21 protein-coding genes and 1 pseudogene are annotated in these 26,315 nt (G+C 60.9%); 10 read left to right on the top strand and 12 right to left on the bottom strand.

Annotated features, from left to right (window positions below):
* Positions 1 to 13: 13 nt before the first annotated feature.
* From AB4N98_RS19800 to cobA, 4 genes are all read left to right on the top strand, one after another.
* The gene (locus AB4N98_RS19800) at positions 14 to 589 is read left to right on the top strand and encodes an ANTAR domain-containing response regulator (RefSeq protein WP_017527464.1); all 576 of its coding nucleotides are present in this window, start codon (positions 14 to 16) and stop codon (positions 587 to 589) included.
* A 211-nt stretch (positions 590 to 800) separates the two neighbouring features.
* A complete protein-coding gene (locus AB4N98_RS19795; protein WP_017527463.1) occupies positions 801 to 2,012 on the top strand; it encodes a nitrate/nitrite transporter in 1,212 nt (403 codons plus the stop codon).
* The gene (locus tag AB4N98_RS19790; RefSeq protein WP_065878204.1) at positions 2,012 to 3,682 is read left to right on the top strand and encodes a bifunctional protein-serine/threonine kinase/phosphatase; all 1,671 of its coding nucleotides are present in this window, start codon (positions 2,012 to 2,014) and stop codon (positions 3,680 to 3,682) included. The genes AB4N98_RS19795 and AB4N98_RS19790 overlap by 1 nt, the downstream gene beginning before the upstream one ends.
* 24 nt (positions 3,683 to 3,706) lie before the next feature.
* Positions 3,707 to 4,450 carry a uroporphyrinogen-III C-methyltransferase gene (gene cobA / locus AB4N98_RS19785; protein WP_065878206.1) on the top strand — a complete coding sequence of 248 codons (744 nt, stop codon included), beginning with the start codon at positions 3,707 to 3,709 and terminating at the stop codon, positions 4,448 to 4,450.
* Positions 4,451 to 4,509: 59 nt separating this feature from the next.
* Here cobA and AB4N98_RS19780 read toward each other — a convergent pair whose 3' ends face one another.
* The 8 genes from AB4N98_RS19780 to ppsA form a co-directional block, all read right to left on the bottom strand.
* The gene (locus AB4N98_RS19780) at positions 4,510 to 5,490 is read right to left on the bottom strand and encodes an OmpA family protein (protein ID WP_017527460.1); all 981 of its coding nucleotides are present in this window, start codon (positions 5,488 to 5,490) and stop codon (positions 4,510 to 4,512) included.
* Between the two features lie 107 nt (positions 5,491 to 5,597).
* A complete protein-coding gene (sigX, locus tag AB4N98_RS19775; RefSeq protein WP_003175518.1) occupies positions 5,598 to 6,188 on the bottom strand; it encodes an RNA polymerase sigma factor SigX in 591 nt (196 codons plus the stop codon).
* An 87-nt stretch (positions 6,189 to 6,275) separates the two neighbouring features.
* Positions 6,276 to 7,100, bottom strand: coding sequence for a mechanosensitive ion channel family protein (locus AB4N98_RS19770; RefSeq protein WP_017527459.1), 825 nt, complete (start codon positions 7,098 to 7,100; stop codon positions 6,276 to 6,278).
* 2 nt (positions 7,101 to 7,102) lie between these two features.
* Positions 7,103 to 7,348: a hypothetical protein gene (locus AB4N98_RS19765; protein WP_017527458.1), complete on the bottom strand. Its 246-nt coding sequence runs from the start codon at positions 7,346 to 7,348 to the stop codon at positions 7,103 to 7,105.
* 87 nt (positions 7,349 to 7,435) lie between these two features.
* Positions 7,436 to 8,431: a zinc transporter ZntB gene (locus AB4N98_RS19760; protein ID WP_017527457.1), complete on the bottom strand. Its 996-nt coding sequence runs from the start codon at positions 8,429 to 8,431 to the stop codon at positions 7,436 to 7,438.
* A gap of 25 nt (positions 8,432 to 8,456) precedes the next feature.
* On the bottom strand, positions 8,457 to 8,948 hold the full coding sequence (gene rraA / locus AB4N98_RS19755; RefSeq protein WP_068932263.1) for a ribonuclease E activity regulator RraA: 492 nt from the start codon (positions 8,946 to 8,948) through the stop codon (positions 8,457 to 8,459).
* Between the two features lie 187 nt (positions 8,949 to 9,135).
* Positions 9,136 to 10,125 carry an alpha/beta fold hydrolase gene (locus tag AB4N98_RS19750; RefSeq protein ID WP_065878210.1) on the bottom strand — a complete coding sequence of 330 codons (990 nt, stop codon included), beginning with the start codon at positions 10,123 to 10,125 and terminating at the stop codon, positions 9,136 to 9,138.
* Positions 10,126 to 10,231: 106 nt separating this feature from the next.
* On the bottom strand, positions 10,232 to 12,607 hold the full coding sequence (gene ppsA, locus AB4N98_RS19745; RefSeq protein ID WP_017527454.1) for a phosphoenolpyruvate synthase: 2,376 nt from the start codon (positions 12,605 to 12,607) through the stop codon (positions 10,232 to 10,234).
* Between the two features lie 178 nt (positions 12,608 to 12,785).
* Between ppsA and ppsR the strand changes: the two genes are divergently transcribed.
* Entirely contained in the window at positions 12,786 to 13,604 is an 819-nt protein-coding gene (gene ppsR / locus AB4N98_RS19740; RefSeq protein ID WP_003193298.1) for a posphoenolpyruvate synthetase regulatory kinase/phosphorylase PpsR, read from the top strand.
* 53 nt (positions 13,605 to 13,657) lie between these two features.
* Here ppsR and AB4N98_RS19735 read toward each other — a convergent pair.
* Positions 13,658 to 15,081, bottom strand: a pseudogene (locus tag AB4N98_RS19735) (aminotransferase-like domain-containing protein).
* Positions 15,082 to 15,241: 160 nt separating this feature from the next.
* Here AB4N98_RS19735 and AB4N98_RS19730 point away from each other — a divergent pair.
* From AB4N98_RS19730 to AB4N98_RS19710, 5 genes are read left to right on the top strand one after another with little or no spacing between them, the layout of a single operon-like run.
* Positions 15,242 to 16,135 carry a DMT family transporter gene (locus AB4N98_RS19730; protein ID WP_161979888.1) on the top strand — a complete coding sequence of 298 codons (894 nt, stop codon included), beginning with the start codon at positions 15,242 to 15,244 and terminating at the stop codon, positions 16,133 to 16,135.
* Between the two features lie 26 nt (positions 16,136 to 16,161).
* Positions 16,162 to 18,024: a molybdopterin-synthase adenylyltransferase MoeB gene (gene moeB, locus AB4N98_RS19725; protein WP_017527451.1), complete on the top strand. Its 1,863-nt coding sequence runs from the start codon at positions 16,162 to 16,164 to the stop codon at positions 18,022 to 18,024.
* Between the two features lie 14 nt (positions 18,025 to 18,038).
* Positions 18,039 to 18,953, top strand: coding sequence for a PLP-dependent cysteine synthase family protein (locus AB4N98_RS19720; protein WP_065878211.1), 915 nt, complete (start codon positions 18,039 to 18,041; stop codon positions 18,951 to 18,953).
* 37 nt (positions 18,954 to 18,990) lie between these two features.
* Positions 18,991 to 19,983 (top strand): serine O-acetyltransferase, encoded by a 993-nt coding sequence (locus AB4N98_RS19715; protein ID WP_017527449.1) that lies wholly within the window; start codon positions 18,991 to 18,993, stop codon positions 19,981 to 19,983.
* A 2-nt stretch (positions 19,984 to 19,985) separates the two neighbouring features.
* Positions 19,986 to 20,714 (top strand): alanyl-tRNA editing protein, encoded by a 729-nt coding sequence (locus AB4N98_RS19710; protein ID WP_017527448.1) that lies wholly within the window; start codon positions 19,986 to 19,988, stop codon positions 20,712 to 20,714.
* Positions 20,715 to 20,774: 60 nt separating this feature from the next.
* Here the strand turns inward: AB4N98_RS19710 and prpD are convergent, their stop codons facing one another.
* From prpD to acnD, 3 genes are all read right to left on the bottom strand, one after another.
* Positions 20,775 to 22,259, bottom strand: coding sequence for a 2-methylcitrate dehydratase (gene prpD, locus AB4N98_RS19705; protein ID WP_065878213.1), 1,485 nt, complete (start codon positions 22,257 to 22,259; stop codon positions 20,775 to 20,777).
* 130 nt (positions 22,260 to 22,389) lie between these two features.
* Positions 22,390 to 23,580 (bottom strand): 2-methylaconitate cis-trans isomerase PrpF, encoded by a 1,191-nt coding sequence (gene prpF, locus AB4N98_RS19700; protein ID WP_017527446.1) that lies wholly within the window; start codon positions 23,578 to 23,580, stop codon positions 22,390 to 22,392.
* A 13-nt stretch (positions 23,581 to 23,593) separates the two neighbouring features.
* Positions 23,594 to 26,188 carry a Fe/S-dependent 2-methylisocitrate dehydratase AcnD gene (gene acnD, locus AB4N98_RS19695; RefSeq protein WP_065878215.1) on the bottom strand — a complete coding sequence of 865 codons (2,595 nt, stop codon included), beginning with the start codon at positions 26,186 to 26,188 and terminating at the stop codon, positions 23,594 to 23,596.
* Positions 26,189 to 26,315: the final 127 nt, after the last annotated feature.

Below are 26,315 nucleotides of genomic sequence, written 5' to 3'. Positions count from 1 at the left end.
CAGGAGTACTTCCATGCTACGAATCCTGTTGATCAATGACACCCCGCGCAAGGTCGGACGCCTCAGAACCGCACTGATCGAAGCCGGTTTTGAGGTGATCGATGAGTCGGGCCTGACCATCGACCTGCCGGCACGCGTCGAAACGGTGCGCCCGGACGTGATCCTGATCGATACCGAGTCACCGGGCCGCGATGTGATGGAACAGGTGGTGCTGGTCAGCCGCGACCAACCCCGGCCGATCGTGATGTTTACCGATGAACATGACCCGGATGTGATGCGCCAGGCAATCAAGTCTGGCGTCAGCGCCTACATCGTCGAAGGTATCCAGGCCCAGCGCCTGCAGCCGATTCTCGACGTGGCAATGGCCCGCTTCGAAAGCGACCAGGCCCTGCGCGCCCAGCTTCAGGCCCGGGACCAACAGTTGGCCGAGCGCAAACGCATCGAACTGGCCAAGGGCATGTTGATGAAAATGAAAGACTGCAATGAGGAAGAGGCCTACACCCTGATGCGCCGGCAGGCCATGAGCCGCCAGCAGAAACTGATCCAGGTGGCTGAGCAGATTATCGCCATGAGCGAGTTGCTCGGCTGATTTGGCTCATCTCTTGCTAAACAATCAACACAGGTAACCAACGGCGGTTGCCCCTCCACGACAAAGACGTCGCACATCCGGTTTGCCCACGCGAACCCGGTGGCGGCGTTTTTTCGTTTTTGGCCCCCGTCATGGGGGCCGGTGGGGTGGCCTCAGCCGGCGACTCCATCACCAGGCCTTCTTACAAGACTCCCAACCGTTGAGGTGCGTGATGAAATCAAGCTTCTGGAAATCCGGGCACACCCCGACCCTGTTTGCCGCGTTCCTGTATTTCGACCTGAGCTTCATGGTCTGGTATTTGTTGGGCCCGCTGGCGGTGCAGATTGCCGCCGACCTGCACCTGACCACCCAGCAACGCGGCCTGATGGTGGCCACTCCGATCCTGGCGGGTGCGGTGCTGCGCTTTTTAATGGGCATGCTGGCCGACAAGCTGTCGCCCAAGACCGCCGGGATGATGGGTCAGGTCATCGTGATCGTCGCGTTGTTCGGCGCCTGGAAACTGGGGATTCACACTTACGAGCAAGCGTTGCTGCTGGGACTGTTCCTCGGCATGGCCGGCGCTTCCTTCGCGGTGGCATTGCCCCTGGCCTCGCAGTGGTACCCGGCGGAACACCAGGGCAAGGCCATGGGCATTGCCGGTGCCGGTAACTCGGGCACCGTGTTCGCGGCCTTGCTGGCGCCCGTGCTGGCGGCGGCGTTTGGCTGGAGCAATGTATTCGGTTTCGCACTGATTCCGCTGATCCTGACCCTGATCGTGTTCGCCTGGCTGGCGCAAAATGCGCCTGAGCGCCCTAAAGCGAAATCCATGGCTGACTACTTCAAGGCCCTGGGTGACCGCGACAGTTGGTGGTTCATGTTTTTCTACAGCGTAACCTTCGGCGGCTTTATCGGCCTGGCCAGTGCCCTTCCCGGTTACTTCAACGACCAGTACGGCCTGAGCCCGGTGACCGCAGGCTACTACACCGCCGCCTGCGTGTTCGGTGGCAGCCTGATGCGCCCCCTGGGCGGTGCCCTGGCCGACCGCTTCGGCGGGATCCGTACCCTGCTCGGCATGTACAGCGTGGCGGCAATCTGCATTGCGGCGGTGGGTTTCAACCTGCCCAGTTCCTACGCGGCGCTGGCACTTTTCGTCTGCACGATGCTCGGCCTGGGCGCAGGCAACGGCGCGGTATTCCAATTGGTGCCACAGCGTTTCCGGCGTGAAATCGGCGTAATGACCGGCCTGATCGGCATGGCCGGCGGCATCGGCGGCTTCGCCCTCGCCGCCGGGATGGGCGCCATCAAGCAAAGCACCGGCAGCTATCAATTGGCCCTGTGGTTGTTCGCCAGCCTGGGCGTGCTGGCCTGGTTCGGCCTGCATGGCGTCAAGCGTCGCTGGAGAACCACCTGGGGCTCGGCGGCCGTGACTGCTGCGCGCGTCTGATGAGCCTGCAACTGAGCGTCGCCCAGGCCAGCGCCATCGGCCCCCGGGCAGAAAACCAGGACGCGCTGCGGGTGGTCACGCCCGTGGCGGAACTGGCCGCAAGCAAAGGTTACCTGTGCGCCATGGCCGACGGTGTCAGCCAATGCGCCGACGGTGGCCTGGCTGCCCGCTCGACCTTACAGGCCCTGGCCATGGACTACTACGCCACGCCGCAAACCTGGGGCGTGGCACAGGCACTGGAACGCTTGCTGCTGGCGCAAAACCGCTGGCTGCAGGCCAATGGCGGTGGCCAGCCGTTGCTGACCACGCTCAGCGCCCTGGTATTTCGCGGGCAACGTTTCACCCTGGCGCATGTGGGCGATTGTCGGGCGTATCGCTGGCTAGACGGCGAGTTGCAGCGCATCAGCGAAGATCACGTGTGGGAGCAGCCGGGCATGCAGCATGTGCTCAAGCGTGCGCTTGGCCTGGATCAACACCTGGTGCTGGATTTTCTCGACGGCCAATTGCGTGAGGGCGAATGCTTCCTGCTGCTCAGCGATGGCGTTTGGGCCACCCTGGGCGATCACAGCATCCGCGCGATCCTGCGCGAGCAGACTGACCTGGACCTGGCGGTAAACACGCTGGTCAACGCGGCGCACCTGGCCGGTAGCCAGGACAATGCAAGCGCCCTGCTGGTGCGCATCGATACCCTCGGCGAAGCCACGCTGGGCGATGCCCTGGTGCACTTGCAGCAGTGGCCCGTGCCGCCGACCTTGAAACCCGGCCAACACTTCGAGGGCTGGCAGGTAGACGCCCTGCTGGCGCAAAGCCGCCAGTCATTGTTATACCGAGTACGCGATGCCCAGCAGCAACCCTGGCTCCTGAAAACCCTGCCGCTGAACCGCGACAACGACAGCGACGCCGGCCAGGCCCTGCTCGCGGAAGAATGGTTCTTGCGACGCGTGGCCGGTCGGGCGTTTCCCGAAGTTCATGCGGCCAGCGCGCGTCAGCATTTGTATTACGTGATGCGCGAATATCGGGGACAGACCCTCGCCGAACTTTTCCAGCGCCAGGGCCCGTTACCCCTGGCGCAGTGGCAGTGCGTGGCAGAGCGCTTGCTGCGAGCGGTGGGCATGTTGCATCGCCGCCAGATCCTGCACCGCGACATCAAGCCGGAAAACCTGCTGCTGGGAGACGACGGTGAGTTGCGTGTGCTGGATTTTGGGCTGGCATATTGCCCGGGCCTTTCAGAGGATCAAGCCCATGCGCTGCCCGGGACCCCAAGCTTTATCGCACCCGAGGCCTTCAATGGCGAGCGTCCTACGCCTCAGCAGGATTTATACAGTGTTGGCGTCACGCTGTATTACCTGCTGACCGGGCACTACCCCTACGGCGAAATCGAAGCCTTCCAGCGGCCCAGGTTCACTCAGCCGTTCAGCGCCAGCCGCTATCGCCCCGACCTGCCGGACTGGCTACCGCTCAGCCTGGAGCGAGCCGTGGCGGCACAACCTGCACAACGCTACGAAACCGCCGAAGAATGGTTGCTGGTGCTGGAGCAAGCCGATCGACGCGAGCTGAGCATTCGCCCCAGGCCACTGCTGGAGCGCGAACCGTTGAAGGTCTGGCGAACCCTGGCGCTGCTGTCGCTGCTGATCAACCTGATACTGCTGTATTCACTCTTTCATAGCTGAATTCATCTACACGAGGGAACCCTCATGAATGCAAAAGTCTGGCTGGTGGGCGCTGGCCCCGGCGACCCGGAGTTGTTGACCCTCAAGGCGGTACGGGCAATGAACGAAGCCGATGTGGTGTTGATCGATGACCTGGTCAACCCAGTGGTACTGCAGCACTGCACCGGGGCGCGGGTAGTTACTGTGGGTAAACGTGGCGGCTGCCGCTCAACCCCGCAGGACTTTATCCACCGCCTGATACTCCGTTACGCACGCCAGGGCAAGTGTGTGGTGCGGCTTAAGGGCGGCGACCCGTGCATCTTCGGGCGCGGAGGCGAAGAAGCCATGTGGCTGCGCGAGCGCGGCGTCGAAGTGGAGCTGGTCAACGGGATTACCGCCGGGTTGGCGGGCGCGACCAACTGCGCCATTCCACTGACATTGCGTGGTGTCAGCCGCGGCGTGACCCTGGTGACGGCGCACACTCAGGACGACAGCCAACTCAATTGGCGTGCCTTGGCTGAAGGCGGCACAACGCTGGTGATTTATATGGGCGTGGCCAAGCTGGAAGAGATCCGTCAGCAGTTGCTGGAAGGCGGGATGGCCGCGGATATGCCTGTCGCGATGATAGAAAATGCGTCGCTGCCCCAGCAGCGCGAATGCCGCAGCGATCTATCGAGAATGCAGGAAGATGCACACGAATTTGCCTTGAAGAGCCCGGCCATCCTGGTGATAGGCCGTGTCGCCGCCGCCGAACAGGCGGCTTATGTCGCAACTGCGATAAGTGCCTGAGACAAATTTCACGCAAAAAAAACCCGGCCGGAGCCGGGTTTTTTTCTACATCTCAGTGATTACTGAGCGGTAGCTTCAACCGACGCTTCTACGCGACGGTTAACAGCACGACCAGCTTCAGTTGCGTTGTCGGCAACTGGGCGGGATTCGCCGTAACCTACAGCAGTTACACGGCTAGGAGCCACGCCGTCTTTAACCAGGACTTGCTTAACAGCGTCAGCACGACGCTGGGACAGCTTCTGGTTGTAAGCGTCTGGACCTACGGAGTCAGTGTGACCAGCAACTTCTACGTTGGTAGCTGGGTACTGAGCCATGAAGTCGGCCAGGTTTTTCACGTCGCCGTAGCTGTTAGGCTTAACAACGGCCTTGTCGAAGTCGAACTTAACGTCCAGCTCAACACGAACAACCTGAGCAACTGGAGCTTCTGGCTCTGGAGTTGGCTCTGGAGCTGGTGCTGGGGTAGGAGCTGGAGCAGCTGCGCCAGCGTTACCGCCGAAGTTCACGCCCAGGCCGACCAGTGCGGAGTAGTCCCACTTGCCGTTGTCCAGACCGTAGTCAGCTTCAACACCGGCACGAGCGTACAGGTTGTTGGTGAAGTAGTACTTCACACCGGTACCAACGGTAGCGAAAGTGGTCTGGTCGCGACCGCTGTGGCCGTCAGCCAGTACGTTGGTACGGCTCTGGTGACCGAAACCGCCTTCTACGTATGGACGCAGGCTGTCTACGCCAGCTTGACCGAAGTGATATTGGGCAACGAGGCTGCCGGTATCACCTTTGATCTTCTGGTTGCCAGTACCGTCGTTCGAACGGGTGTGGTTGGTCTTGTCGTAGGACAGGTTCAAGGACAGGTCGTCGGTCAGGAAGTAACCGATGCGAGCGCCAGGGTTGAAGCCGTCTTCGATGTGCTTGACGCTATCGTTGTACTGCTTCTTGTAGAACAGCTCGCCTTCAACTGCGCCTTGGCCTTGTGCCAGAACGCCGAAAGAAGTAGCGGCAATAAGAGAACCAATGGCCAAGCCCAAGGTGTTTTTCAGTTTCATCCGTTAAATCCCCATCTGGTGATTGTAAAGCAGTCCCACAAACCGGGGGACAACTCGGCGACAAGTCTAACAGAACTTGCCTACACGTAAGAGATATTTGCCACGCACTAAGTTTCAGTCTCGCCCGCAAATTTCTCACGTAATTTATCTAGAGCACGCTTGTAACGCATTTTTGTAGCACTCAAACCCATGTGCATGATGTCAGCGATTTCCTGGAATTCCAGCTCTGCGACAAAACGTAGCACCAGAATTTCCCGGTCAATCGGGTTCACATACACCAACCAGCGATCAAGTCCGCCCTTCTCCTCGGGTGCCGGCGCCTTTTCTTCAGACGCCTCCTCAAGGGGGTCAAGACTCAACGCGTCCATCAAGCGACGCTTTCGCCGTTCCTTGCGATACTGCGTGATGCACTCGTTGTACGTGATGCTGTATAGCCAGGTCTTGAACTTCGATTTGCCCTCGAAGTTCTTCAGGCCGTACAACACCTTGAGCATCACTTCCTGACAGACATCATCCGCATCTCTATCGTTCCCTAAATACCTTGAACAAACGTTGAACAGAGTGCGTTGATATCTGCGCATCAATTCTTCGTACGCGCGAGTTACGTGAAACAGCTCCGTGTGCGCGCGCGCGACCAACTCCTCATCAGAGAGCTCACGGGGGTCATAGCGCGTGGACAGCGTTTGGGCTTTATTCAAAACAAGTCGTGCCGACAGTCAGGTCAATGTCCGCTACAGCCCGGTCAGCCGGGTTTGCGGCGGCGTACATTAGCAGGGTTTGCCGGATTAGCGGCTATTGACCTGCTGCTCCAGGAGAATCCGATTGGACAGCGACACCAGGTCGCCGTCGTCGGTCAGCACCGTCGTCTTGACTGTACCGATCTCCTCGATTTGCCCTTCGACCTCGCCCACACGTACGTGTTGCCCCACCTGATACAACTCACGCACATAGATTCCAGCCAGGATCTGACCGGCAATTTCCCGACTTCCCAAGCCCATGGCTAGCGCAACAGCCAGACCAACGGTAATCAAAACGATCACGATCACGTGGTTCAGCAGGTCAGTCTTGACTTCCAATTGGCTGATCGCGACCGAAATACTGATGATGATCACCAGCCCTTGGGCGATTCGCCCCAGGCCGGCGGCATAGTCCAGCCCAACGCCTTCGGCGGCGCCGCGCACCAGCCCATTGGCCAGTTGCGCCAGCAGAACGCCTACCAGCAGCACCAGCGCGCCGCCGAAAACCTTCGGCAAATACAGCGCCAGCATGTCGAGCGTAGCTGAAACTCGCTCGAGTCCAAGGGATTGAGCGGCAGAAACCAGGAAAATCAGCAGCACAAACCAATAAACGATCTTGCCGATCAATGTGGAGATCGGCACTTGCAACCCGGCGCGCCCCAGCAGCTTGGTCAGGCCGGTACCCGCCATCAGGCGGTCAAGGCCTAGTTTCGCAAGCAACTTCGATAGCAGGGTGTCGAGCAGCTTGGCCACGACAAAGCCCAGCAATACCAGCACCAACGCACCAAACAGGTTGGGAATGAAGTTCGCCACCTTGGTCCACAATGCGGTCATCGCGGTGACCAGGCTCTGGGTCCAGAGATCAAGTTCCATATTCAATCAGCCTTATCAGCAGTGCGAGCAAGAGGTTTATGACGGGAAACCGGCGATACGTGGGCCGAACCGTTGTTCAGGGCCATCATCAACGCAGGCAGCCAGCGACCGAGCAGACCGAACAGATCACCCGCCCCCACCTGCCGGTTGGCGGTTTTCAACACGCGGCCAAGGCAAGCATCGTCGTCGCGGTTGGACGGCGAGGCATTGAGCATGTCACGCAAAGACTGTTCGAACGGATCGTGCATAAAAGACCTCTCGCAAGTGTTTTAAAAGACGAGGGTAAAATTCGTCGGGTCACATGAGACCCTTCCTACGTTCAGGTCATATTCAGCTCAAACCCAGCGTAATCGTCGAAATAGCCACCATTGTCCCAGGGCGACCGACACCATCAACAGGCAAGCAACCATGAATCCATAAGGACTCGTCGATAACGGTATGCCGCCCACATTGATCCCCAGCAAGCCGGTCAAAAAACTCATCGGCAGGAAAATTCCGGTGATGATCCCGAAGCGGTACATGGTGCGATTCATGCGCACGCTCAAGCGCCGGTCTTCGGCCTCAAGCACAAGCCCCACGCGCTCTCGGGTCAGTTCGAGCTCCTCGAGGTAACGCGTCAGGCTGTTGTTCAATTCGTTCCAGTAGTCGGCATCGTCGTCACAAAACCATGGCAACTTGATGCGTGTGAGCTGGGCAAAAATATCCCGTTGCGGCGCCAGGAAACGCTTGAGCCCGGCCGCGCGCCGACGGATCTGCAAAATGCTGCCGTGCTCCGGCGTATACCGTTCGTCGGTATCGAGTTTTTCTTCCTCGGTATCCACGACTTCCGACAGGTCCGTGACCAGATCCTGCACTTTATTGGTCAGGTACTGCGCCATATAAAGGATGAGTTCAGACGCGGTTTTGGGGCCTTTGCCGTCCGCCAGCTCCACCAGTAGCTCATCGGTGGCGCGCAGCGGGCGCAAGCGCAGGGAGATCACGCGGCTGGCGGCAGCGAAAATGCGCACTGAGACCATGTCTTCCGGCTCGGCCCCTGGGTTGAGGTTAACCCCGCGCAGAAACAACAGCAGTTCGGCCTCCGGCAACGGCAACAAGCGCGGGCGGGTGTTTTCCTCCAGCAAAAGGTCGCAGGCGAACTCGCTCAGCCCACTGGATTTGCGCAGCCAGGTCTGGGTTTGGGGGTGGCTGCGATCCCAGTGCAACCACAGGCTTTCCTGGGGCTGCAGTTGCAGGTCGTCGAGCTCAGTCCGGGCAATCGAACGCGCACCGCCTTTACCGTCCAGCACCAGGGCATGCACCAGCCCCCATTGCGCGTTTTCTTCCTCGAACATCCTCACCCCTGTCGGCTATTGCTGTTTATTCAGGCATTTTCAGCGGTCTTGGCGAGACGATCACACCGTTATTGTCGGCGTAGATGTACTCGCCCGGGCGGAACGTCACACCCGCAAAGGTGACCACCACGTTCAGGTCGCCAATACCGCGCTTGTCGGTCTTCATTGGATGGCTGGCCAGGGCCTGCACACCCAGATCGGTCTGGGCAATGACATCGACATCACGGATGCAACCGTAGATCACCAGGCCTTCCCAGCCATTTTTTGCGGCTTTTTCGGCGATCATGTCGCCCAGCAACGCGCGGCGCAGAGAACCACCACCGTCGACTACCAATACCTTGCCGGCACCCGGCTGGTCAGCTTGTTCCTTGACCAGCGAGTTATCTTCGAAGCACTTGATGGTGACAATTTCACCACCAAAGGAATCACGGCCGCCGAAATTGCTGAACATCGGCTCGACCACCTGCACCAGTTCCGGGTAGGCGTCGCACAGGTCTGGGGTCACGTAATGGTTCATTGAAAAATTCCTTTCTGCCAAAGAAGTGTCTTTCGAAAGAGGCGCCAGCGAGGCCGGCGCGCAACATCCCACCCGCTTCACCGCAACGCAATAGCGGCGAAGCGACTGAATATGACCAGAAGCGTTTAACGCGTCATATCTTAGCCGCAACCTTGCAGGAGCGAAACGCCCATGGCAGAGCCCTGCATCAGACCGGCGCCAAAGCCTCGGCCGGCGCCGCAAATAAAGGTGTGAGCGGGTCTTTCAACCAGCGCTCGACCAACGGCCACACTTCGACCTGGGCGGCTTTACTGACCAGCATCTCCACGTGGCCGAAATCTCCGCTAAAACCCTGCTGGCGCCCCAGGCACAGGTACTGCCGATGCTCGGCGCCGACCTGCTCGAACAGCTTGCGACAAGCCCAGTCCGGGTCCTGTTGGTCGCCCACGGCACTGACTGCCAGCAGCGGCACATCGACGTCCGCCAGGCCCTTCCACCAGTCACGCTCGCGGTCGCCGAACCGCCCGAACAGGCCGTTCCAGCGCATGGCCTCGATCATCACCCCGGCCGGTTCATCCTCGGGGCCCCGTTTGAATCGCGGGCCGGACAGTTGGGCAAGACGCTTGAGAATGAAACGGCCGCCCCACTCCACCGGTGGAATTTTCAACGGCCAGTGGGTACGGCTTACCTGACAGCCGAACAACGCCACCGACGCCACCGCCGGCGCCCCCAGAAACTGCCCACCAAGGGCGGCCGCCAGGGTAATACCGCCAAGGGAGTGGCCGATCCAGTGCGGAATTTGCGCGCTTTGCTCACGCACAAACGCACCGATGGCCGGTAAATCGTAACGCGCGTAATCGGCGATACGATTTTTGACGTAGTCGTGGTTGCGTTTGGACAGGCCATGACCGCGCATTTCCGGGATCCACACATCAAACCCCTGCCGCGCCAGGTAGGCGCCCAGGCCGATGCCCTTAGGCGAGTACCAGAAGCGCCGATTGGAAAAACTGCCATGCAACAAAATAACCGGGGTGCCGCGGGTTTGCGCGACATCGGCCAGGCCCAACCGGGTAACCGCCAGCTCGACGGTGCCGTCGGGGCTGTTACCGGGTTTGAGGCGGTACACGTCTTCACTCAAGTCGCCACGACGTTCAGCGCTGATCAAGGCGACAGGAAACAAATTGCTGCTGCTTTGCATAATGCTCTTGCACAAAAAAGGGCGGCGTCCGCAAGGATTCCCGCCCTGTACAGATAAGAATGCCGGTCACCCTCAACGAGTGACCGGCACTTTTGACGTAGCGACCTTAGGCGGACGCCTGGCCCTCGGCCAGGAAGAACCAGGTTTCCAGCACCGAATCGGGGTTCAGCGAGACGCTTTCGATGCCCTGTTCCATCAGCCACTTGGCCAGGTCAGGGTGATCGGACGGGCCTTGGCCGCAAATACCGATGTACTTGCCGGCCTTGTTACAGGCCTGAATGGCGTTGGCCAGCAGCTTCTTGACCGCGGGGTTACGCTCGTCGAACAAGTGGGCGATGATCCCCGAGTCGCGGTCCAGGCCCAGGGTCAATTGGGTCAGGTCGTTGGAGCCGATGGAGAAGCCGTCGAAGAACTCCAGGAACTCTTCGGCCAGGATGGCGTTGGACGGCAGTTCGCACATCATGATGACGCGCAGGCCGTTTTCGCCACGGGACAGGCCATTTTCAGCCAGCAGGTCCACCACCTGGCTCGCTTCGCCCAGGGTGCGCACGAACGGCACCATGATCTCGACGTTGGTCAGGCCCATCTCATTACGCACGCGCTTCAGTGCGCGACACTCAAGCTCGAAGCAGTCACGGAACGCTTCGCTGATGTAACGCGAGGCGCCACGGAAGCCCAGCATCGGGTTTTCTTCTTCCGGCTCGTAGAGCTTGCCGCCGATCAGGTTGGCGTACTCGTTGGACTTGAAGTCCGACAGGCGCACGATGACCTTTTTCGGGTAGAACGCCGCTGCCAGGGTGCTGATGCCTTCCACCAGCTTCTCGACGTAGAAGCCCACCGGGTCGTTGTAGCCGGCGATGCGCTTGTCGACGCTGTCTTTGATCTCTGGCGGCAGGCCGTCGTAATTGAGCAGTGCCTTGGGGTGCACGCCGATCATGCGGTTGATGATGAATTCCAGGCGGGCCAGGCCCACGCCGGCGTTCGGCAGTTGCGCGAAGTCGAAGGCGCGGTCCGGGTTACCGACGTTCATCATGATCTTGAACGGCAGGTCCGGCATGGCATCAATGGAGTTCTGCTTGATGTCGAAGCCCAGCTCACCTTCGAAGATGAAACCGGTATCGCCTTCGGCGCAGGAAACGGTTACGCCCTGGCCATCCTTGAGCAGTTGGGTTGCATTGCCACACCCGACCACGGCTGGAATCCCCAGCTCACGGGCAATAATCGCCGCGTGGCAGGTACGCCCGCCACGGTTGGTGACGATGGCGCTGGCGCGCTTCATGACCGGTTCCCAGTCCGGGTCGGTCATGTCCGAGACCAGTACGTCGCCTGGCTGGACCTTGTCCATTTCGGACACGTCCTTGATGATCCGCACCTTGCCGGCGCCGATACGCTGGCCGATGGCGCGGCCTTCAACCAGCACGGTGCCGGTCTCTTTGAGCAGGTAGCGTTCCATGACATTGGCCGAGGTACGGCTTTTCACGGTTTCCGGGCGAGCCTGCACGATGTAGAGCTTGCCGTCGTCGCCGTCCTTGGCCCACTCGATGTCCATCGGGCACTTGTAGTGCTTCTCGATGATCATCGCTTGCTTGGCCAATTCGCTGACTTCAGCGTCGGTCAGGCAGAAACGCGCGCGCTCGGCCTTGTCGACTTCAACGGTTTTCACCGAGCGACCGGCCTTGGCCTCGTCGCCGTAGATCATCTTGATGGCCTTGCTGCCCAGGTTGCGGCGCAGGATGGCCGGACGGCCGGCCTCGAGGGTTTGCTTGTGTACGTAGAATTCGTCCGGGTTCACCGCGCCTTGTACGACGGTTTCGCCCAGGCCGTAGGCGCCGGTGATAAACACCACGTCACGGAAACCGGATTCGGTATCGAGGGTGAACATCACGCCGGCGGTGCCGGTTTCCGAACGCACCATGCGCTGCACGCCGGCAGACAGGGCCACCAGCTTGTGGTCGAAGCCCTGGTGTACGCGGTAGGAAATAGCGCGGTCATTGAACAGCGAGGCAAATACTTCCTTGGCTGCGCGGATCACGTTTTCCACGCCGCGGATGTTCAGGAAGGTCTCTTGCTGGCCGGCGAAAGAGGCGTCCGGCAAGTCTTCGGCGGTGGCCGAGGAGCGCACTGCAACGGCCATGTCCGGGTTGCCCGCAGACAATGTGGCGAAGGCGGTGCGAATTTCTTCGTTGAGCTTTTCAGGGAACTCGGCTTCCATGATCCATTGGCGGATCTGGGCGCCGGTCTTGGCCAGGGCGTTGACGTCATCGACGTCCAGGGCATCCAGCGCGGCGTGGATCTGAGCGTTCAGGCCGCTCAGTTCGAGGAAATCGCGGTAAGCCTGGGCCGTGGTGGCGAAACCACCGGGCACCGACACACCTGCGCCTGCAAGATTACTGATCATCTCGCCGAGGGATGCGTTCTTGCCCCCTACGTGCTCTACATCATGGACGCCGAGCTTATCGAGGGAAACTACGTACTCTACCAAGGTGATCTCTCCACTTTCTGTGTTGGAAAAGCTCAGGACGCCGGCTGCTCAGTAGGAGCGTTCGCCAGCGCTTGTGGCCTGGACCTGGAAAATAAGTGAGAATGCGGCCCACTGCGGGACGGCAAAATCGCGCCTATCATATCCAAGATTCGCCATCAGCTTAAGGCCCAGGGCTCAAATGAAACGATCTGCTTTCTTTATTTCCGACGGCACCGGCATCACAGCCGAGACACTGGGTCAAAGCCTGCTCGCGCAGTTCGAAAACATTACCTTCGCCAAATTCACGCGCCCCTACATCGACAGCGTGGATAAAGCGCGGGCCATGGTACAACAAATCAATCTGGCGGCTGAAAAAGACGGCTTTCGGCCGATCATTTTCGACACCATCGTCAACCAGGACATTCGTGAGATTCTCGCAACGTCGAATGGTTTCATGATCGACATTTTCTCGACGTTCCTGGCGCCACTGGAGCAGGAGCTGAGTGAACATTCCTCATACTCTGTCGGAAAGTCCCATTCCATTGGGCATAACTCCAATTATATGGAGCGTATCGAGGCGGTTAACTTCGCGCTCGACAACGACGACGGTGCACGTACCCACTACTACGACAAGGCCGACCTGATCCTGGTCGGCGTGTCGCGCTGCGGCAAAACGCCCACCTGCCTGTACATGGCCATGCAATTCGGTATTCGCGCGGCCAACTACCCGCTCACCGAGGACGACATGGAGCACTTGACGCTCCCGGCCGCCCTGCGCGCGCACTCGCACAAGCTGTTCGGCCTGACCATCGACCCGGACCGCCTCACGGCCATCCGCAACGAGCGCAAGCCCAACAGCCGCTACTCCAGCTACGCCCAGTGCGAGTTCGAAGTGCGCGAAGTAGAAAATTTGTTCCGGCGCGAGAATATTGCGCACATCAATTCCACACATTTTTCGGTGGAAGAGATTTCGGCGAAGATTCTGGTGGAGAAAGGCGTGGAGCGGCGCTTCAAATAACCTGTGGGAGGGGCAGCAGCCCCTCCCAAAGGTGGGTCGGTGTACATTCGGATCTACAGATGAAACCTGCCCCCACCCTGCCCCAACGCCGTCGCCAACGCATCAAACCCTGCCCGCAACAACTGATCATTCCCTGACGTATTGCAGATACTCGCCCGTATAAACTGCGGCACCGCCGTCTGCCCCACGGCGAAGGCCTCGGCGGTGGCGATCAGGTAATTGTGCTGCTTGAGCTCCGCCTCGATTTCCGATGCACGCCACGGCTCCGGTACCTCAATCCAAAAGTGCGGGCTGTTGAGGTGGGTGCGGTACGCCAGGCCGGCCAACAGGTCACGCACCAGGGCTTTGCGCCGACTGATCTCAGTGATCTGCTGGCGCAGCAGGTATTCGGCCGTACCATTCTCGATCCACTGCGTGGCCAACTCCAGGGTCACCGGCGTGGCCATCCAGCAGGTTGAACGTAGCGCGGCCGAAATCCGGCTGACCAGCGCCGGCGGCGCATGCACGTAACCCACCCGCAAGCCCGCGGACACCGCCTTGCTCAGGCTGCTGATCAAAATCGTCCGTTCGGGCGCGAAATGGCTCAGGGGGGCGGCCGGTCTTCCACCAGCACGCCGTGGGCTTCGTCCTCAAGAATCAGCAGATTGTGTTCGCGGCATACCTTGACCAACGCTTCGCGGCGCGCCACCGAAAGCACCGCGGTGGTGGGGTTCTGGATCGTCGGCGTGCAGTACAACGCCGAAATCCGATGGTTACGACACACTTCATCCAGCGCGCTCGGCAACACGCCTTCTTCGTCCATTTCCAGGCCGATCAGGCGTATGCCGAGCATGCGCGCGGCAGTGATCAGCCCTGGGTACGTCAACTGTTCGGTGACCACCGTGTCGCCGGCACGCAACAGCGCCATCATCGAGCAGAGCAGACCATGCTGGCCGCCATTGACGCAGATAACCTGCTCGGGAATCGGATGAAAATCACGCTGCACCAGCCACTGCGCGCCGGCATCGCGATAACGCGGCAGCCCGGCATCGGGGGTGTAGGCGCTGATGTCCTGGAGGAATTTGGCATTAGTCGACAGGGTCTGGAAGCTCTGGGCCAGGAAGGTCGTTTCCTGCCCAGGGATGTGCATGTTGCGACTCATATCAAAATACTGGCGCGGCTCCTCGCTGACGTTGCGAAAGCCTTCATCGCGCTGGCGTTCCATCCCACGCTTGCGTACGAAAGTACCGTCACCGACTCGCGCCACCACCAACCCAAGGCGCTCCAGTTCGCCGTAGGCCCGGCTGATGGTGCCGATGGTCACCCCCAAATTGTCGGAAAGCACCCGATGGGGCGGCAGTTTTCGTCCGGGTTCAATCAAGCCTTCGAGGATGCCCCGCTCCATGACATCAGACAGGCGCTTGTACTTCACGCCCTGCCCGTTGGACAAGCCCTCACGCATAATTGACACCATGTCAATATTTGTTTTGACAGCCATCTTTCGCCCTAATAGTGTGCTTTTACGGGTTCAATCGCCGATTTTTACAACTCATTACAAGCTCAATATAGAGTTCAATTCCGGCTCAGGGAAGCAATAAACGATGCCAATGTCCGCCGTTATCGAAAACACCGCCAAAACCAAAACCCAAAAACAGTGGTTGGCCGGGCTGGTGACCAGTGTGATGTTTCTTATCGTTTGCCTGAGTTGGGGTACTACCTGGCTGGGGATCAAAATCGCCGTGGAGAGCGTGCCACCCCTCACCTCCGCCGGCCTGCGCTTTCTTATCGCGTTTCCGCTGTTCCTGTGTTTTGCCATGGTGCGCCGCGAGCCGATCCTGTTTCCCAGGGAAAGCCGATGGTTCTTCGTATTCGTGACCCTGTCCTACTTCAGCGTGCCCTACTACCTGCTCAACTATGGCGAGATGCATGTCTCGTCCGGCCTCACTGCCCTGCTGTTCAGTTGCATGCCCGTCTTCATCCTGATCTTCTCCGCGTTGTTCCTGCGCGAGCGCATCTACTTTTCCCAGGTGGTCGGTATCGGTATCGGCTTCGGCAGCCTGTACATGATCATCAAGAGCCAGGGCCTGCATTTGGACCACGCCGAGTTCCTAGGGGTACTGGCGATTCTCACTGCCGCGATCATGCATGCCTTGTGCTATGTCATCACCAAGCAAAAAGGCAGCGCGATCAGCGTGATCACCTACAACACCCTGCCCATCGGCATTGCCGGGCTGATGCTGTTCGTGGCCGGCCTGTGGTTTGAAACGCCCACCTTCGAAAACATCACCCTGCGCTCCTGGAGCGCGCTGTTCTACCTTGGGCTGGTGGCCTCGGTGGGCGGGTTCATCGTGTACTTCATGCTGCTCAAGCGCTTGAGCCCGATCATCCTGTCGTTCGTGTTCATCATCTTCCCGGTGTTCGCGGTGATCATCGGCGCCTGGTACGAAGGCGTGTCGATTTCCCGCGACCTGATGCTGTACTCGGCCATCCTGCTGGCCGGCTTCGCAATCACCAAGTTGCCCGTTGAAAAACTCCTGGCCAAGAAAAATTGACCCTCCCACAACTACGCGAGAGAAACATGGAAGTCCTCCGCCCCACCGCCCTGGAACAGATCTACGCCCACGCCAGCCGCAGCTATCCCGAGGAATGCTGTGGCTTCGTCTTCGCCGACGGCAGCGTGTACCTGGGCAGCAATATCCAGAATGAGCTGCACCGCAAGAACCCCGAGATGTACCCACGCAGCGCGGCCAACGGCTACACCTTTTCGGTCGCCGACACCCTGCTGATGAACAAGGCGTTTCGCAGCGACAACCCGGTGGTAGTGATCTATCACTCCCACCCGGACGTGGGCGCCTATTTCAGCGATGAAGACCAGGACAAGGCCCTGTTCATGGGCGAACCGATCTACCCCGTCAGCTACCTGGTGGTCGACGTTCGCCGGGGCCAGGCCCTGGGTTCCAAATTGTTTGCCTGGGATGGCAAACATTTCGCACTTAAACCTTTCAACGACCTGCACACGGAGTTGTCCATGAACGCTGTCTCTTTCCCCGACATTCTGGTTCGCGTGGCCAAGCTGCCGGAATCGACCCTCGTGGGCCCCGGATCGACATTGCGCGAAGTCATTGAAAACCTCTGCACCAACCACCCGCAGTTGCGCCAGCATCTGTTTCACGACAAGAACAACCAGCTCAAGGAACACTTCCTGTTTACCGCGGAGGAAGCGTTGATTGAAGCCGATGAACCCTTGCCGGAAAAAGCCCGGATCGAAGTGTTGCTCGCGACGTCCGGCGGCATCGACGTCGACACCCTGAGCAACGAAGAGGTACAGCGTTATGTGCGCCACATCACCCTGCCGGGCGTCGGCCGCGAAGGCCAACTGAACCTCAAGAAAGCCAAGGTACTGATCATCGGCACCGGCGGCCTGGGCTCGCCCATCAGCCTGTACCTGGCGGCAGCCGGTATCGGCACCCTGGGCCTGGTGGATTTCGACGTGGTGGAAAGCAGCAACCTGCAACGCCAGATCGTCCACGGCAACGGCACGCTGGGCATGCCCAAAGTCGAGTCCGCCAAGCAGCGCCTGCAGGACCTCAACCGCCATATCCAGATCAACGCCCACAACACCGCCCTGAATGCCGACAACGCCCTGGAGCTGGTGGGGGCCTATGACCTGGTGATCGACGGCACCGATAATTTCGACACGCGCTACTTGGTCAACGACGCCTGTGTGCAATTGGGCAAGCCGTTGGTGTATGGCGCCATCTATCGCTTCGACGGCCAGATCAGCGTGCTCAACTATAAAGGCGGGCCGTGCTATCGCTGCCTGTTCCCCCAGGCACCGCCGGCGGAACTGGCCCCCAATTGCAGCGCGGGCGGGGTGATCGGCGTGCTGCCTGGCGTGGTCGGGATGATCCAGGCCACCGAGGCGATCAAATTGCTGATCGGCATTGGCGAGCCTCTGTCCGGGCGCCTGATGCGCTTCGATGCGCTGGCGATGAAGTTCAGCGAGATCCGCTTCAAGCGCCGCGCCGACTGCCCGTGCTGTTCGCAGCTGCGCCACAGCGAATCGGTGGCGCCGGCCGTGTGCGCCGACGCCGTACCCAGCGCGCCGTCACTGGCCCAAGAGCGCTACATCAAACCACGGGTACTCAAGCAACTGCTCGAACACCCTCGCAGCGCCGACGTACTGCTGGATGTGCGTGACGCCAGCGAACTGGAGGTGTGCAAGTTGCCGGGCGTGGTGCATATCCCCCTGGCCGAGCTGGACGGGCAACTCGACCGCCTCAGCCGCGATAACACCCATTATCTGATCTGCTACGCCGGCACCCGCGCCGAGCAAGCCGCCAGCACACTGATTGCCGCCGGCTTCGCCAACACCAAAGTCCTGCAAGGCGGCATGAAACACTGGGTTCGCGACGTCGAACCCGACATGCCGTTGTACTGAGCAGGGGCTGAACGATGCTGCATAACTCAATTCTCGACGCCATCGGCCATACGCCGATCGTGCGCCTGGCGCAGTTTTCCGAAGACCTCGGTATCGAGGTCTACGCCAAACTGGAATCCCTGAACCCCGGCGGCAGCCACAAGGCGCGCATCGCCCTGGGCATGATCCTCGACGCCGAACGCCGCGGCGTGCTGATCCGTGATGCCGGGCAAACCATTATCGAGCCCAGCGGCGGCAATACCGGCATTGGTCTGGTAATGGCCGGCAATGTGCTGGGCTACAAGGTGGTGCTGGTGATTCCCGACAACTACAGCCCCGAAAAACAGAAGCTACTGCGCCTGTACGGGGCCAAGGTGGTGCTGTCGGACAGCCGTCTCGGTAACAACTCCCACGGTGAAAAGTGCATGGAACTGCAGCTGGAAAACCCCAGCTACGTGATGCTCAACCAGCAACGCAACGGCGCCAACCCGCAGACCCACCGCGACACCACCGCACCGGAAATCCTGCGCGCCTTTGGTGACCGTCACGTGGATTACTTCATCAGCGGCATCGGCACCGGCGGCCATATCACCGGCATCGGCGAAACCCTCAAAGCCGCCTGGCCCGGGCTTCGCGTAATGGGCGTGGAACCTGAGGAATGTGACCTGCTGAAAAACCAGCACGCGCCGCATCATATCCAAGGCCTGTCGATTGGCCTGATCCCGAGCATCCTCAACCTCGATGTCATCGACGGCATGCTCAAGGTCTCGCGCCAGGACTGCCTCGACATGATGAAACGCATCATGCGCACCGACGCCATCAGCCTGGGACTGTCCTCCGCCGCCAACATGGTGGCCATCGCCAGGCTCGCCCCCGAACTACCGCCCGAAACGGTGGTGTTGACCATGGTCTACGACAATGCCGACAGCTACCTGCCCAACTTCGAATAACCGGGTTTCCAACCATCCAGACTGCGGGGGTGCCTCCATGGGCGGCTTTATCGACATGCAACAACTGCACGATGAGTTGCTCACCCACCTCATCAGAACCCTCACGCCCATGCAGATGAAACAGCTCGAACCGCATCTGGCGCCGCTGGTGCAAAACGCTGCGCAGGCGGTGGCCGAAGACCTGATCGCCTATGCCTACCGCGACCCGGCGTCCCGTGGGCGCGGTGAACTGATCCTGGAGTCCTATGCTTCGTTCAAAGCCGTTCTGTATTACCGGCTTGCACACTTGGTGTGGAACTTCCCCGACCAGACCAACGGCGTGTTCTCACGCATCGCCCTCAAGCTGAGCAATCAGGGCAAGGTGTTGTCGGGGGCCGAGATTCACCCCGCAGCGCGCATCGGCAGGCGCTTTGTGCTGGACCACGGCTACGGCACGGTGATCGGTGAAACCTGTGAGATCGGCAACGACTGCTACATCCTCTGCGGCGTGACCCTGGGAGCTCGCGGTATCGCCAACAACCCCGACGGCAAGCGCCACCCGCGCCTGGGCAACAATGTCGAAGTCGGCTCCGGGGCTCGCGTGCTGGGCTATGTACTGATCGGCGATAACGTGTTTATCAGCCCTTCGTGCGTGATCACCCAGGACGTGCCCGCCGGAACCAAGGTCAAGGTGGTCAACCAGATCCAACTGCAAAAAAACGATGAATCGGACCACAGCAACTACCTCGGAGCCTTCGCCCTGGATGAGCGCCTGCACGTGGTCGGCGAGATCAATGCCAGCCACAAGGTCACGGTGCTCGACGCCGATTTCCACCCTTTGCCGGGGCTGATGCTCGAACCCACGGTCAAGGAACGCCACCACCTGCAATTTCGCCTGCACCGCGTGGCAACTGGCGACCACCTGCCGCGCCTGCCGCTGAACCTGAAAGTCTGCGGCCCCGAATTTGAAATCACCCTGCTCTCTCCCCCTGGCTTGAGCGCAATGGTGCGTCACCTGTTGCAAGCCAGCCCACTGATCGTCGGAGGTTGAACATGTCCGTGCACACCATGGAAACCCTGGCGCTGTTCGACAGCGCGCCCTACCAGAACGCCTTCAGCGCACGGGTGATTGCCGTCAGCGAACACGGCGTTGCCCTGGAGCACACGCTGTTTTACCCCACCGGTGGCGGCCAGCCGGGCGACACCGGGCATTTGAGCCTGCCCGATGGCACCCAGGTAGCCGTGACAGGCACGGTGCGCGATCCGGTATTGCGTTCGATCATCTGGCACCAGGTGGAACACTGCCCGCAGCAACTGGCCGCCGGCGTGCAGGTAGACGCCGGCCTGGATTGGGAGCGGCGCTACCAACACATGAAAATGCACACCTGCCTGCATCTGTTGTGCTCGATCATTGACGCCCCCGTGACCGGTTGCAGCATCAGCGCCGACAAGGGCCGCCTGGATTTCGATTTACCGGAAATGACCCTCGACAAAGACAGCATCACTCGCGACCTCAATACGCTGATAGAACAGGCCCACCCGGTTAAAACCCTGTCGATGGCCGCCACGGAATACGCCACCCTGCTGCAGATCACCCGCACCCAGGCGGTGGCGCCGCCGGTGATCCAGGGCTCGGTACGGGTGATTGAAATCGCCGGCATCGATATCCAGCCCTGCGGCGGCACCCACGTGCTCAACACCGAGGAAATCGGCCGGGTGTTCTGCGAAAAAATCGAGAAAAAGAGCAAGCACAACCGCAGGGTGATACTGCGATTTGAGTAAACGCGATCATGAATGTGGGAGGGGCACCGCCCCTCCCACAATTTAGTCCTGCACCGTTTTTCAGATCACGAACAGGTCCATGAAGCGGTTGACCGGCGTGGCCTCAAGCTGCGCCTGGTCCTTGCACAAGGCAAAAATTTCGGCACTGCGCTGGCCGGTAAACCGCGTGCACAGGTTGGCCTTGAACTTGTCTTCCAGCAACGAAATGCCCTGCGCACGACGGCGACGATGGCCAATCGGATACTCCACCGCCACCTGCTCGGTAAAGGTGCCATCGACGAAGAACACTTGCACCGCATTGGCGATGGAACGCTTGTCGGCTTCCAGGTACTCACGGCTGTAGCGCGGTTCCTCGACGATTTCCATCTTGTCGCGCAACACGTCGATGATCGGGTGCGCGGCGTGGAACGCATCCTCGTAGTGCTCGGCCACCAGCGTGCCGAACGCCAGGGGCACGGCGGTCATGTATTGCAGGCAGTGGTCGCGGTCGGCGGCATTGGCCAGTGGGCCGACCTTGGAGATGATGCGGATCGCCGACTCGTGGGTGGTGATCACGATACGCTCGATTTCATGCAGGCGATGTTTGACTTGCGGGTGCAAGGTCACCGCCGCTTCGCAAGCCGTTTGCGCGTGGAACTCGGCGGGGAAGCTGATCTTGAACAGCACGTTTTCCATCACGTAGGTGCCATAGGCTTGGGACAGGCTGAACGCACGTTTGTCTTCGGGCTTGAGGGCCAGATCCTTGTTGGTGTGGCTGAACAGCACGTCATAGAACCCCCACTGCGGCGCACTCAATACACCAGGGATGCCCATCTCGCCCCGCAGCGCGATATCCGCCAGGCGTACGCCACGACTCGACGCATCACCCGCCGCCCAGGATTTACGCGAACCGGCGTTCGGCGCATGTCGGTAAGTCCGCAGCGCCTGCCCGTCGACAAACGCGTGGGACAAGGCCGCCAGCAATTGCTCACGATTGGCCCCCATCAGTTTGGCGGTGACGGCGGTGGAGGCGACTTTCACCAACAGCACATGGTCGAGGCCGACGCGGTTGAACGAGTTTTCCAGAGCGATCACGCCCTGGATTTCGTGAGCCATGATCATCGCTTCCAGCACCACGCGCACGGTCAGCGGCGCGTCGCCATTGGCCAGGCGTTTTTGCGACAGGTGATCGGCCACGGCGAGGATGCCGCCGAGGTTGTCGGAAGGGTGGCCCCATTCGGCGGCGAGCCAGGTGTCGTTGTAGTCGAGCCAGCGCACGATGCAGCCGATGTCCCACGCCGCCTTGACCGGGTCCAGCCGAAATGACGTGCCCGGCACGCGTGCGCCGAACGGCACCACGCTGCCTTCGACGAGCGGCCCGAGGTGCTTGGTGCATTCGGGGAAACGCAGGGCCAGCAGGCCACAGCCGAGCGTGTCCATCAGGCAGTTGCGCGCGGTGTCCAGTGCGAGCGGCGAGTCGATTCGGTAACTGAGGACGTAGTCGGCGATGTCCTGCAGGACCTGGTCGTAGTCGGGGCGATTGTTCTGGTCGACGTTGGTGCTCATGGCAGTGCTCCAAAAGTTAGGGTTGTTCCATCCTCAGGGTCAGGGTTGATCGTGTCGCAGGTCTGTATGCCTGCTTATGTCCCTTGTGGGGGGAGGCTTGCTTCCTCCCACAGGGAATTGGTGTTGGGCTTTAGAAAGAGTCGCCGGGGACGCGCACGCAACCTTCCATCAACACCCGCGCACTGCGGCTCATGATGGCTTTTTTCACGACCCATTCGCCGTTCACCTGGGTGGCTTCAGCACCCACGCGCAAGGTGCCGGACGGATGCCCGAAGCGCACGGCGTTACGTTCAATGCCACCGGCCGCGAGGTTGACCAAGGTCCCGGAAATCGCCGCCGCCGTGCCAATTGCCACCGCCGCCGTGCCCATCATCGCGTGGTGCAGCTTGCCCATGGACAGCGCACGCACCAGCAAATCCACATCCCCGGCCTTGATCGCCTTGCCGCTGGAGGCCACGTAATCGGAAGGCTTGGCCACAAACGCGACCTTCGGCGTGTGCTGGCGCTGGGCCGCTTCGTCCAGGTGCTTGATCAAGCCCATGCGCAGCGCGCCGTGGGCACGCACGGTCTCGAACATGGCCAGGGCCTTGGGGTCGCCGTTGATCGCACCTTGCAGCTCGGTGCCGGTATAACCCAAGTCTTGGGCGTTGATGAAAATCGTCGGGATACCGGCGTTGATCAGCGTGGCCTTGAAGGTGCCGATACCAGGTACTTCCAGATCGTCGACCAGGTTGCCGGTGGGGAACATCGAGCCACCGCCGCCCTCTTCTTCCGCCGCCGGGTCCATGAATTCCAGCTGCACTTCGGCAGCCGGAAACGTCACGCCGTCCAGTTCGAAGTCGCCGGTTTCCTGTACCGCGCCGTCGGTGATCGGCACGCGGGCGATGATGGTCTTGCCGATATTGGCCTGCCAGACGCGCACCACGGCCACGCCGTTGTGTGGGATTCGAGCCGGCTCGACCAAACCCGCACTGATCGCGAACGAACCCACCGCCGCCGACAGGTTGCCGCAGTTGCCGCTCCAGTCGACAAAGGGCTTATCGATGGAGACCTGGCCAAACAGGTAGTCCACGTCGTGATCGGCACGGGTGCTCTTGGAAAGAATCACGGTCTTGCTGGTGCTGGACGTGGCGCCGCCCATGCCATCGATTTGCTTGTCGTAGGGATCGGGGCTGCCGATCACTCGCAGCAACAAGGCATCGCGGGCCTTCCCCGGGACCTGCGCCGAAGCGGGCAGGTCCTGGAGGCGGAAAAATACGCCCTTGCTGGTGCCGCCACGCATATAGGTGGCGGGGATCTTGATTTGCGCTACAGGTGCCATATGCATCCTCTTCTCAGGCGGTCGCCGCCGATTCCAGGAAGTCCTGGGCGAAACGTTGCAACACGCCGCCCGCCTCGTAGATCGACACTTCTTCGGCAGTGTCCAGGCGGCAGGTCACCGGCACCTCGACACGTTCGCCGTTCTTGCGGTTGATCACCAGGGTCAACTGCGCACGCGGTGTGCGTTCGCCGACCACGTCATAGGTTTCACTGCCGTCGATGTGCAAGGTGTGGCGGTCGGTGCCCGGCAGAAACTCCAGCGGCAACACGCCCATGCCCACCAGGTTGGTGCGGTGGATACGTTCGAACCCTTCGGCGGCAATCGCTTCCACACCGGCCAGGCGTACGCCCTTGGCGGCCCAGTCGCGGGAGGAGCCTTGGCCGTAGTCGGCACCGGCGATGATGATCAGCGGCTGCTTGCGTTCCATGTAGGTTTCGATGGCTTCCCACATGCGCGTAACCTTGCCTTCGGGCTCGATGCGCGCCAGGGAGCCCTGCTTGACCTTGCCGTTTTCCTGCACCATTTCGTTGAACAGTTTCGGGTTGGCGAAGGTGGCGCGTTGCGCGGTCAGGTGGTCGCCACGGTGGGTCGCGTAAGAGTTGAAGTCGACTTCCGGCAGGCCCATTTTCGCCAGGTATTCGCCGGCGGCGCTGTCGAGCATGATCGCGTTCGAAGGCGACAGGTGGTCGGTGGTGATGTTGTCCGGCAGCACCGCCAGCGGGCGCATGCCCTTGAGCGGGCGCGCACCGGCCAATGCGCCTTCCCAGTACGGCGGGCGGCGGATATAGGTGCTTTGCGGGCGCCAGTCGTACAGCGGCGTGACCTTGGGGCCGGTGTCTTCGTGGATCGCGAACATCGGAATGTACACCGCGCGGAACTGCTCGGGCTTGACCGAGGCCTTGACCACCGCGTCGATTTCTTCGTCGCTCGGCCAGATGTCCTGCAGGCGGATCTCCTTGCCGTCGGCATCCAGGCCAAGCACGTCCTTTTCGATGTCGAACCGGATGGTGCCGGCAATCGCATAGGCCACCACCAGCGGCGGCGACGCCAGGAACGCTTGCTTGGCGTACGGGTGAATCCGCCCGTCGAAGTTGCGGTTGCCCGAAAGCACGGCGGTGGCGTACAGGTCGCGGTCGATGATCTCTTGCTGGATCACCGGGTCCAGCGCGCCGGACATGCCATTGCAAGTGGTGCAGGCGAAGGCCACTACGCCAAAGCCGAGTTTTTCCAGCTCATGGCCCAGGCCGGCTTCTTCCAGGTACATCGCCACGGTTTTCGAGCCGGGCGCCAGGGACGATTTGACCCACGGCTTGCGCGTCAGCCCCAGCCGGTTGGCATTGCGCGCCAGCAGGCCGGCGGCGATCACGTTGCGCGGGTTGCTGGTGTTGGTGCAACTGGTGATGGCGGCGATGATCACCGCGCCGTCCGGCATCTGCCCCGGTACGTCGTCCCACTGGCCGCAAATGCCTTGAGCAGCCAGGTCACGCGTGGCGACGCGGGCGTGGGGGTTGCTCGGGCCGGCCATGTTGCGCACGACGCTGGACAGGTCGAAGCTCAGGCCACGCTCGTATTGCGCCCCCTTGAGGTCATCGGCCCACAGCCCGGTGTGGCGTGCGTACTGCTCGACCAGCGCGACTTGTTCGTCTTCGCGGCCGGTGAGCTTGAGGTAGGCAATGGTTTGCTGGTCGATGTAGAACATCGCCGCCGTGGCACCGTATTCCGGGGCCATGTTGGAGATGGTCGCGCGGTCGCCCAGGGTGAGCGCCGACGCACCTTCACCAAAGAACTCCAGCCACGCGCCGACGACTTTTTGCTTGCGCAGGAACTCGGTCAGCGCCAACACCATATCGGTGGCCGTGATGCCCGGCTGCAGCTTGCCGGTGAGCTCGACGCCCACGCTTTCGGGCAGGCGCATCCACGAGGCGCGGCCGAGCATCACGCTCTCGGCTTCCAGGCCACCGACGCCGATGGCGATCACGCCCAAGGCGTCCACATGCGGGGTGTGGCTGTCGGTGCCGACACAGGTGTCGGGGAAGGCCACGCCGTCGCGCACCTGGATCACCGGGGACATTTTCTCCAGGTTGATCTGGTGCATGATGCCGTTACCCGGCGGGATCACGTCGACGTTCTTGAAGGCTTTTTTGGTCCATTCGATAAAGTGAAAACGGTCTTCGTTGCGGCGGTCCTCGATGGCGCGGTTCTTCTGGAACGCATCCGGATCGAAACCACCGGCCTCGACGGCCAGGGAGTGGTCGACAATCAACTGGGTCGGCACCACCGGGTTGACCTGCGCCGGGTCACCGCCTTGCAGGGCGATGGCGTCGCGCAGGCCGGCGAGGTCGACCAGCGCGGTCTGGCCAAGGATGTCGTGGCACACCACGCGCGCCGGGAACCAGGGAAAGTCGAGGTCGCGTTTGCGTTCGATCAGTTGGCTCAGGGACGCCTCAAGGGTGGCCGGGTCGCAACGGCGCACCAGGTTTTCAGCGAGCACGCGGGAGGTATAGGGCAACGTGGCGTAGGCGCCGGGGGTGATGGCTTCGACTGCCGCGCGGGCGTCGAAGTAATCCAGGCGGCTGCCGGGCAGCGGTTTGCGAAATTCAGTGTTCATCGTCAGGACTCGGTCACGGTGGTTGCAAGAGGGACCCACTGATCCAGATTTGACATGCGATTTAAATGTGGAAGGGGGCAAGTCGAGTCGTCGCACCGCCCTCCCACATTTGATCTCATTCCACTTC

It is taken from the genome of Pseudomonas sp. S3_E10 (assembly GCF_054667615.1).
Note: the sequence above shows the minus strand (reverse complement) of the source record. Positions and strands in the feature narration are given on the sequence as shown.